The sequence below is a fragment of the Pseudomonas nabeulensis genome (assembly GCF_004682045.1).
GTDB lineage: Bacteria > Pseudomonadota > Gammaproteobacteria > Pseudomonadales > Pseudomonadaceae > Aquipseudomonas > Aquipseudomonas nabeulensis.
Map to the genome: position 1 here is coordinate 45,121 of NZ_QUZT01000048.1, position 9,048 is coordinate 54,168.

8 protein-coding genes are annotated in these 9,048 nt (G+C 59.0%); 3 read left to right on the forward strand and 5 right to left on the reverse strand.

Features of this window, described 5'->3' with window-relative positions:
- Positions 1–30: 30 nt before the first annotated feature.
- From DYL61_RS22175 to DYL61_RS22200, 5 genes are all read right to left on the reverse strand, one after another.
- Positions 31–1,440 carry an outer membrane protein transport protein gene (locus DYL61_RS22175; protein ID WP_135310104.1) on the reverse strand — a complete coding sequence of 470 codons (1,410 nt, stop codon included), beginning with the start codon at positions 1,438–1,440 and terminating at the stop codon, positions 31–33.
- Between the two features lie 126 nt (positions 1,441–1,566).
- Positions 1,567–2,070: an alkane oxidation protein activator PraB gene (praB, locus tag DYL61_RS22180; RefSeq protein ID WP_167497990.1), complete on the reverse strand. Its 504-nt coding sequence runs from the start codon at positions 2,068–2,070 to the stop codon at positions 1,567–1,569.
- A gap of 134 nt (positions 2,071–2,204) precedes the next feature.
- Entirely contained in the window at positions 2,205–2,699 is a 495-nt protein-coding gene (gene praA / locus DYL61_RS22190) for an alkane oxidation protein activator PraA (RefSeq protein WP_135310106.1), read from the reverse strand.
- Between the two features lie 135 nt (positions 2,700–2,834).
- Positions 2,835–4,115, reverse strand: a complete 1,281-nt coding sequence (locus tag DYL61_RS22195; protein ID WP_135310107.1) for an alkane 1-monooxygenase — start codon at positions 4,113–4,115, stop codon at positions 2,835–2,837.
- Positions 4,116–4,421: 306 nt separating this feature from the next.
- The gene (locus DYL61_RS22200) at positions 4,422–5,420 is read right to left on the reverse strand and encodes an alpha/beta fold hydrolase (RefSeq protein ID WP_238704602.1); all 999 of its coding nucleotides are present in this window, start codon (positions 5,418–5,420) and stop codon (positions 4,422–4,424) included.
- A 263-nt stretch (positions 5,421–5,683) separates the two neighbouring features.
- On the opposite strand from DYL61_RS22200, the gene DYL61_RS22205 reads away from it, so the two are divergent.
- The 3 genes from DYL61_RS22205 to DYL61_RS22215 are packed head-to-tail and all read left to right on the forward strand — an operon-like array spanning position 5,684 to position 8,967.
- Entirely contained in the window at positions 5,684–7,222 is a 1,539-nt protein-coding gene (locus tag DYL61_RS22205) for a flavin-containing monooxygenase (RefSeq protein ID WP_135310109.1), read from the forward strand.
- Positions 7,219–8,109, forward strand: a complete 891-nt coding sequence (locus DYL61_RS22210; RefSeq protein ID WP_135310110.1) for an SDR family NAD(P)-dependent oxidoreductase — start codon at positions 7,219–7,221, stop codon at positions 8,107–8,109. Before DYL61_RS22205 ends, DYL61_RS22210 begins: the two co-directional genes overlap by 4 nt.
- A gap of 15 nt (positions 8,110–8,124) precedes the next feature.
- Positions 8,125–8,967 (forward strand): metal-dependent hydrolase, encoded by an 843-nt coding sequence (locus tag DYL61_RS22215; protein ID WP_135310111.1) that lies wholly within the window; start codon positions 8,125–8,127, stop codon positions 8,965–8,967.
- The last annotated feature ends 81 nt before the right edge of the window (positions 8,968–9,048 follow it).

Here is a 9,048-nt window from a genome sequence, read left to right on the forward strand (position 1 = left end):
CAGGCGACCCGTCGACGGCCAAACGGTGAATCAGAACGCGTACGTGGCGGACAAGCTCACCACTTCGCCCTTGGCATCGGCCTTGCCATCCAGCGTTGCCCCACCCAGGCGATCCTGGTTGTGCGTACGCAGCTTGGCCTTTTCGACAAACTGCCGCGAATAGGCACCATCAATGCTCAACCCAGGAATGGCACGGATGTTATAGCCGAAGCCGAGGGAGGCGAAGATCCGATCACCGTCCGGGATACGTGGGTCACGCGTGGAGTTGCGCGTAGGCGTCTGGTCAGTTGCAACACCGGCGCGGAACGTGAAGTCGTCGGTAAACTTGTAGTCGCCGCCCAACGACACCATCCAGGCATCCTTGTAGTTGTAAGGAATCGAAACAATCTGCGAGCCGTCGGATTTCAACGTCAGCGCCTTGAAAGACGACCATTGAGTCCAGGTAACACTGGCGCCCAGGGTCAGGCGATCGTTGAACTGGTGTACCCAGTCGACGGAGGCGTTGGCGGGAATATCAAGCTGTGTGGAAGCGTTGGCACCATTGGAGTTGAGGTTCAACCCTGGGTACGCGAGCGCAGGCAGGCCACCGTCGATCAGCGCCTTGTTGGCCTCGTCGGCGTAGATGCTGTATTTGCCTTCGAGCTTGTTCTTGATTTTTGCGTGGTAGTTCAGGCCCAGGGTATCGAACTCGGTAGGTTTCCACACGACACCGGCAAACCAGCCGACGGAGGTATTGTCGACCTTGACCCGCATCAACGAACTGCCTACGCCGGAAGGGAACGGGATACCAATGGTTGGAGACAGTGCGGCAGCGGCGTACAAATCGATGTTCTGGCTCACGAAACCCTTGGTGTGCTGAACAATCGCACCGGCACCCACCGAGAATTCATCATTGACTTTGAACGACAACGAGCCGGTGACGCCCACCGTTTCAATGCGTGTGTCGACCGCAAAATCCCGACCGATCCAGTCTTCATCCCAAGTGGTACGCGCACCCATCGGCACCACCTGGCTCAGGCCAAAGGCGAAACGGTCGTTGATCGGCATGACCAGGAAGCCGGTCGGCAACCAAGCAGTGAAGCCGCCCTGCCCGCCATCCCCGGTACGCGGCGTGGAATTCAAGGTCGTTGGATCGACACTGACAGGATCATTGCCGGCGTAGTCTTTGGCAGTACCTTTGTATTTGATATTGATGCGCGCGTAGTCGACGGTGAACTGGGAAATCGTACGGTCGATAAAGGCCATGCCGGCCGGGTTGTTGTAAGCCGCGGACGGGTCATTCTGGAACAGCGATCCCCCGCCGAACGCTCGCCCCCAGCCTGGGGCACCAAAGGTCGGGGTGGCAAAACCGCCAGCTTGCGCGTGCCCAGCAGCCGTCATGAGACCGCTGAGAATCGCCAGACTCAGTAACGTGCGCCCCTGCTGCTTTTTATTAGTCATGGTCCACTCCTTATTGTTTTTATTCACCATGGTCAGTCGTCCCAACCAGGCCTGCCACGACAAGTGCCTCACGGGAGGCACTTGGTTTTGCAACGTGTGATCATCACGTCAAGCGCTTGAAGCCGCTTATGGAGTTACGGTGAAGGCTGGGTTTGGCACTGCGGTCAGAGCAGTGATTTTGCAGGAACCCACGGTTTGTGCACTGGGTACGCTCAGCGTGTTGGTGCTGTTGTTCCAGCCCACAGCGATGGTCACAGGGGTGGCGGTACAGTCAGACAGGATTTTGAATTTCACGCCCGAAACAGTGCCGGTGAAGTCGTTAGGACCACCGCTGGCCACGTTGAGCGCCCAAGGCAGGCCCTGCAGAACAGGTACACCGCAGAGTGCGTTGGAACCGCTGACGGTAGCGCCAGTGATCGACGCGCCAGAGCCGTCAGCCGCGACAGTCCCGGTGAATACAATGTTGCAAGTGACGGGCAGGTTCAAAGACGCAGGCGACGTCACAGTGATAGAACCGGCCGTGCTGAACCCTGCACCGGCAGGTGCGATAGTTGCAGCATTCGCCATCGAAACGGCGCCAAAGCAAAGAGCGAACGAGGTTGCACAAACGAGGGTTTTAAGGCTTTTCATTGTTTTTCCTCACATGTTAAGGCGAAGTCTTTTCGCCAGGGGTAATGGCCATGATCGAGAAGTCACGGTGAAACAAGCAGAACATCCCTTTCCAGCCAAATCTCAAATTCAATTACCACAACAACATCTGCTACTTACTCAACAACTTTGAAGTTAGGCGGCATCTTGATCGACACCGTCTTGATCTTGCAGTCTTCGCCAATCGGTACATTCGCCGCTTCCAACTTGCCGGTGGCGTTATCCCAAGTACCGTCAGCCGTTGAAGGGCCGCACTTACCGCCCAGGCCGAAGGCGTGTACATCTACGCTGATCTTCGACATGGAACCGCTCTTGGTGTCTTTAGCGACCAGGATCCACGGCAAGTTGGTGGCTTCGACACGGCTGCACTTGAGGCCGCCGTCAAACTCGACTTTGTCGACATTCACCGACGAACCATCCGCCGCCACCTTGCCGGCGACCTTGATGGTGCAGTCAGCGCTGATCAACGCGCCCTTGGAAAAGCTGATGGGGCCTTGGGCCGTGAAGGCGCTGCCGGCCGGTTCGATGCGCGCGGCCTGGGCCTGGTGGTAGGCAATAAGACCCAGTGCAGCCAATACGATATGGGTGGTGAACTTGGCAGGTGTTTGCATGGTGTACGTCCTTCCCTTGAAATTATTGTTGTTTGGGTCAAACCACTTTCGTGCAACTTTCTGGGCAAACTCGGGGCGATAAAAACCTGCGCGATACACAGACCCCGAGTACGCCAACCAACGTGTTAGTTCAAATCAGAACGGCTTGGCACTGCCGCTGTATTTCTCCAGATACTTCAAGCGTTGTGACGGTTGAAGATTGGTCAGGGTGATATCCCCGGCGTAGTGATTCAATACACGGTGGTCCATGCGACGTCGCCACAAGTACGGCACATAGGCCCAGACAATCATGCTTGCGTAGCCGTAGGGAAGTTGCGGCGACTCATCAAAGTGGCGCAACGACTGATAACTGCGCGTTGGGTTGGCATGGTGATCGGAGTGCCGTTGCAGTTGGAACAGGAAGATATTGGTGACAATCCGATTGCTGTTCCAGGAATGACGTGGCGAGCAACGTTCATACCGGCCATTGGGCAACTTCTGGCGTTTAAGGCCGTAGTGTTCGACGTAGTTCACCACTTCCAGCAATGAGAAGCCGTAGATGCCCTGGATAATCAGGAACGGAATCACTGCCGCCCCCAACCAGGCGATCATCGCGCCCCACAGCACCACGCTATACATCCACGCGCTGAGTACGCTGTTCTTCCAGTGCCAGGCCGGCAGACCGAGTTTGCGCAGACGTTCGCGCTCCAGGTTCCAGGCCGAACGCGCACTGAACCACACCGAACGCGGCAGGAAGGCCCAGAAGCTTTCCCCCAGACGCGAGCTGGCCGGATCTTCCGGTGTGGCGACGCGCACGTGGTGACCACGGTTATGTTCGGTGTAGAAGTGCCCGTAGAAGGTCGGTGCCAGGGTGACCTTGGCGAGGAACACTTCCAACGGGTTGGGTTTGTGGCCCAGCTCATGGGCGGTGTTGATCGCAATGCCAGTGGCGGCACCGGTGGCCATGGCCATGCCCAGGTATGTGAACCAGCTCGGTTCGCCATGCAGCTGAGTGCGGGCCGTGATGTAGCTGGCGGCGTGGGACAACCAGCTGGACGGGTCGAGATGAGCGGCGGCTTGTACCAGGCCACCCTGAATGATCCAGTCTATGCCCCCTGCGGCGAGCCAACCGGTGATCACCACCGAGGAGATCACGAACAGCACGCCGGTGTAGACGATCCAGCGGTAGTAGCGCTGGGACTCCAGGTTGCTGACGGCGGATTCCGGTGGGTTGCTCACGTCTTCACCGAGCAAGCCGTCGATCAGTGGGATAAGGCCGAAGATCACCAGTACACCCACCCACCACAGTTGCTGGATGCCGGTGGTGATGGCGAGGGCGCCGGACAATAGAGGGGTAGCCAGTGGCAGGATGCCCAACCACCACAGGTGGCGTTTGCCGTCGGTCCATACACCCGGAGCTGCCAGAGTCTGGTTCATGGCAGCCTCCGAACGAGGCGAGTGGAAAGGGACAGAGAAAACAGGTTCGAGGAGCGTTGGATGCCCCAGGAAATCAACCATGCGATAAAAGACGTTTTTTTCATTTTTATTCGCTCTTAGGCATTTCAAAAAGCATTTCAAAACATTTATTGAAATATTTTTTTAAATAAATAACGCGGAATCGTTAGGTCGTCAACTAGTTTTTTAAAGACTTTCTCACGTGACCGGACAGTCTGTTTTTCAGCCGTTTGGTCAGGTGTCTAAAGCAAGCATCGACGCCGCTGAACCGCACTGTGTGTCGCACAATTATTTGCTTGCAACGGCAACGGGCAGAGGCAACACCGCAGCGTTTTCCGGCACCCGGGCACGCTTGGCGACCTGCTGCACCACCTCCATCACACGCGCTGTGGCGGTGATCGGCAGCATATGCCCGCGCCCTTCCACCAATTGCAGCTTCAAGCCTGGCACCCGGTCGGCCAGCGCCTGGCCATGCTTGCGAAAATCCAGCACGTGATCGCGCGCGCCATAGATCAGCCCGATGGGCAAGGTCAGTTGCGGGTAGCGCTTGACCATGTCCGGCAGGTGATCGTTGACCTGGTTGATTTCCGTGGAGGCTGCATAGAAGTTGTCGGGGCGCATGCCGAGCAAGCCACCGCCGCGCGTGGCGAAGTCTGCTGGCGGCGTGTCGGGGGCGAAGACGCCCTTGACCACCGCCCCCTTGGTCAACAGCCCAATGGGCATGGTCAACGTGTGAGCCACCCAACGGCGCAACCACCCTGGGCGCACCGCCAATGACAGGAACACCAGCGGCAACATGCGTTGGGGATGGGTCAGCGGTGCCACCAGCACCAAACCGGACACCGAATCGGGATGGTCAAGGGCCAACGCCAGGGCAATCGCCCCACCGAGGGAATGCCCCAGGACCAGTGGCCGATCCAGATCCAGAGCCTTGATCAGCCCGGCGATCTGGCGCGCCTGACTCGGCAGACCCGCCGCCGTGCCAGCATGGCGTGTGGAGTAACCCGAGCCCGGCCGATCAATCGTGATCACCCGAAAGTGTTCACTCAACGGCCCGGACAAACCATAGGTCAGGTTGCGATTGCTGCCCATCAGCCCGTGAATCATCACCAGCGGTGGGCCTTTGCCTTCTTCTACATAATGAAAGCGCTCGCCATCGACCTCCAGAAAGCGCCCGTTGATCGGAACAGCCGTTTCGATGCGCTGTGTCATCCAGGCACTGAAGGCCCATAACACCGCGCTCACGCCTACAAACACACCCGCAGCGACAACCCATTCGACAGCCATAGCTCGGTCCTCTGCTTCCCTGCTGCTGTCGGCCCGACCGGTATTGGTCCAGACCTCAGCCATCGTCCACCCCTGGACCTAAACTACGTGTGTTGACTTGCTCGTCCGTCGGACAAGTCGCACATGAGGAGCCAGTGACTAGCGTAGGCGATATTTTCAGGTAGATTATTTAAAATCTTTTTTAAAATAATTAATTCATTTTTCCTTTGCAATGGTGTTCTATCTAAAAGACACAACAAAAACAGGAGCACGGGAATTCGCCTATGAATGTCCAGAGTGATTCAATCGATATCGCCATCATCGGCTCAGGCTTTGCCGGCTTGTGCATGGCCATCAAGCTCAAGGAGGCCGGGCTCACCGACTTCTTTATCGCCGAACAGGCCGACAGCCTTGGCGGCACCTGGCGGGACAACCACTACCCGGGGTGCGCCTGCGATGTGCAGTCCCATGTGTATTCGTTTTCCTTTGCACCGAACCCCGACTGGACGCGCCAGTTCGCGCCGCAAGCGGAAATCCGTGCCTACCTGGAGCAATGCGCCGAGCGCTTCAAGCTGGCGCCCTACCTGCGCTTCGGCATGGGCTTGGTACGGGCAGTGTTCGATGAGCCGCTGCAACGTTGGCAGCTGACGTTCAGCAATGGCCGCCAGGTCAGCGCACGGGTGCTGGTGTCGGGGATGGGAGGTCTTTCGCGCCCCGCTCTGCCGGATATTCCGGGCCTGGACAGCTTCAAGGGCGAGCGCTTTCACTCCCAACAGTGGAACCACGGGTATTCCCTCAAAGGCAAGCGGGTGGCGGTGATTGGCACGGGGGCCAGCGCCATCCAGTTCGTGCCGAAGATTGCGCCACAGGTAGCCCATCTGGACCTGTTCCAGCGCACCCCGCCGTGGATTATGCCCAAGCCCGACCGAGCGATTTCGTCTACGGAGCGCTGGCTGTTCAACCATCTACCGTTTACCCAGCGCTTGCTGCGCGGAGCGTTTTACTGGGCGCTGGAAGGTCGTGTGGTGGGGTTTGCCCTGCACCCACGGCTGATGAAAATGGTGCAGAAAATCGCCCAGCGGCATTTGCATAAACAAGTGGCCCGCCCGTCCCTGCGCAAGACCCTCACGCCCAACTACACCATCGGCTGCAAGCGCGTGCTGATCTCCAATGACTACTACCCGGCGCTGGCCCGCAGCAATGTCGACGTGGTGACCAACCCTGTGTCGCGTGTGGAAGCCGACGGTGTGGTCACGGCCGACGGCATCAAGCACCCGGCCGACTGCCTGATCTTCGGCACCGGGTTCCAGGCCACCGACCCCCTGCCCCGCGACTGCATCATCGGCCGTGGTGGCGTGGACCTGATGGACACCTGGCGTGACGGCGCCCATGCCTACAAGGGCACCACGGTGCCGGGATATCCCAACCTGTTCCTGATCGTCGGGCCCAACACCGGCCTGGGGCATAACTCGATGATCCTGATGATCGAGGCGCAAGTGACCTACATCCTCGATGCGCTCAAGCAGATGCAGCGCCATCGAATCGCAACCGTCGATGTCAAGCCGGCGGTCGAGCACACCTACAACCAGCAGTTGCAAGACAAGCTCAAGCGCACCATCTGGAACACCGGCGGTTGCCAGAGCTGGTACCTCGACCCGCGCACCGGCAAGAACACCACGCTGTGGCCGGGTTCGACCTGGCGCTTCAAGCAAGTCACCCGGCAGTTTGCGCTCAAGGACTACGTGGCCAACCTGCTGCCGGTCAATGCACCCGCCGAGTCGCTTGCGACGTCCCTCCCCTCTGCAGAAGGCAGCCTGTCATGAAGTCATTCAACGGCCGCGTGGCGGCAATCACCGGCGCGGCGTCCGGCATGGGCCGTGCCTTGGCCCTGGCGTTGGCGCGGGAGGGTTGCCACCTGGCATTGGCGGACAAGAACAGCCAGGGCCTGGAGCAGACCCTGGCGCTGATCAAGACGTCGACCCTGTCGCCGGTCACGGTCACCACCCAAGTGCTGGACGTCTCCGACCGCCAGGCCATGGACGCCTGGGCCGCACGCTGCGCCGCCGATCACGGCCAGGTCAATCTGGTGTTCAACAATGCCGGCGTGGCGCTGTCGAGCACGGTCGAAGGCGTGGACTACGCCGATCTGGAATGGATTGTCGGCATCAACTTCTGGGGTGTGGTCTATGGCACCAAGGCGTTCCTGCCCTATTTGAAAGCCTCCGGTGACGGCCATGTAATCAACACCTCCAGCGTATTCGGCCTGTTCGCCCAACCCGGCATGAGCGGTTACAACGCCACCAAGTTTGCCGTGCGCGGCTTCACCGAGTCCTTGCGCCAGGAACTGGATATGCAGCGCTGCGGTGTGTCGGCCACGTGCGTGCACCCCGGCGGTATTCGTACCGATATCTGCCGCAGCAGCCGTATCGACGCGAACATGACGGGCTTTTTGATCCACAGCGAACAGCAGGCCCGCGCTGACTTCGAAAAACTGTTTATCACCGATGCCGACCAGGCCGCCAAAGTCATCCTGCAAGGCGTGCGTAAAAACAAGCGCCGCGTGCTGATCGGCCGCGACGCGTACTTCCTCGACCTGCTCGCCCGCTGCCTGCCGGCCGCCTACCAGGCGCTGGTGGTGTTCGCCAGCAAGCGCATGGCACCCAAGCCACGCACGCCGGTGTTTGAACCCAACGACGAGCCCCGTCCCTGAACAGGAGCACGCACTATGTTGCCTATCCGTCGCGATATCCGTTTTGCCCTGCCCGCCGAGCGCATCACCGACTGGCACGAACAAGGCCCGTTCATTACGCATTTCTTCAACGCGTTGTCGCTGCTGTTTCCCCAGGGCGAATTGTTTTTCATGGACAGCGTGCGGCACTACCGCAACCGCATCGACGATCCCGCGTTGAAGAAAGAGATCCAGGGCTTTATCGGCCAGGAGGCCATGCACAGCCGTGAACACGTGGCCTACAACGATCTGCTGCAAGCCGCGGGACTACCGGCACACACCCTGGACCGCCGGCTCAAGTTCATCCTCGACCTGCAAAAGAAACACTTCGCGCCGTCGTTCAACCTGGCGATCACCATTGCCCTCGAGCATTACACGGCGATGCTGGCCGAGATCCTGCTGAGCGACCCCACGCGCTTCGGCGACTCACTCAAGGGCTACCAACAGATGTGGTACTGGCACGCCCTGGAAGAAACCGAACACAAGGCCGTCGCCTTTGACGTGTGGAACACCGTGATCAAGCCTGGGCCCAAGCGCTACTTGCTGCGCACCGGCACCATGCTCACCACCACGGTATTCTTCTGGCTGGTGGTGCTGGACTTCCATGTACGGCTGCTGATTGCTGACCGCAAGTCCGTCGGATTCTGGAAAGGTTCGTGGCGCATGCTTAAATTTCTGTACGGCCCAAAAGGCGTTTTCCCACGGATGCTGCGGCCGTGGTTGCACTACTTCAAGCCTGGGTTTCATCCTTGGGATCATGACAACCGTGCGCGGCTGGCGCGTATTGATGGGCTGATCAAAGAGATCGAACAGACCCGACAAGGCTATGAAGCTGCTTAGGGCCTGAATGTGGAAGGAGGCTGCTGCTCTGCTCTGCTCTGCTTTGGCTTTGGCTTTGGCTTTAGCTTTTGATCTTAGTCG

Excerpts from the sequence above, each read along its gene's own strand:
- praB (WP_167497990.1), bottom strand. The coding sequence starts at position 2,070 with ATGAAAAGCCTTAAAACCCTCGTTTGTGCAACCTCGTTCGCTCTTTGC.
- DYL61_RS22210 (WP_135310110.1), top strand. The coding sequence starts at position 7,219 with ATGAAGTCATTCAACGGCCGCGTGGCGGCAATCACCGGCGCGGCGTCC.
- DYL61_RS22200 (WP_238704602.1), bottom strand. The coding sequence starts at position 5,420 with ATGGCTGTCGAATGGGTTGTCGCTGCGGGTGTGTTTGTAGGCGTGAGC.
- praA (WP_135310106.1), bottom strand. The coding sequence starts at position 2,699 with ATGCAAACACCTGCCAAGTTCACCACCCATATCGTATTGGCTGCACTG.
- DYL61_RS22215 (WP_135310111.1), top strand. The coding sequence starts at position 8,125 with ATGTTGCCTATCCGTCGCGATATCCGTTTTGCCCTGCCCGCCGAGCGC.
- DYL61_RS22205 (WP_135310109.1), top strand. The coding sequence starts at position 5,684 with ATGAATGTCCAGAGTGATTCAATCGATATCGCCATCATCGGCTCAGGC.
- DYL61_RS22175 (WP_135310104.1), bottom strand. The coding sequence starts at position 1,440 with ATGACTAATAAAAAGCAGCAGGGGCGCACGTTACTGAGTCTGGCGATT.
- DYL61_RS22195 (WP_135310107.1), bottom strand. The coding sequence starts at position 4,115 with ATGAACCAGACTCTGGCAGCTCCGGGTGTATGGACCGACGGCAAACGC.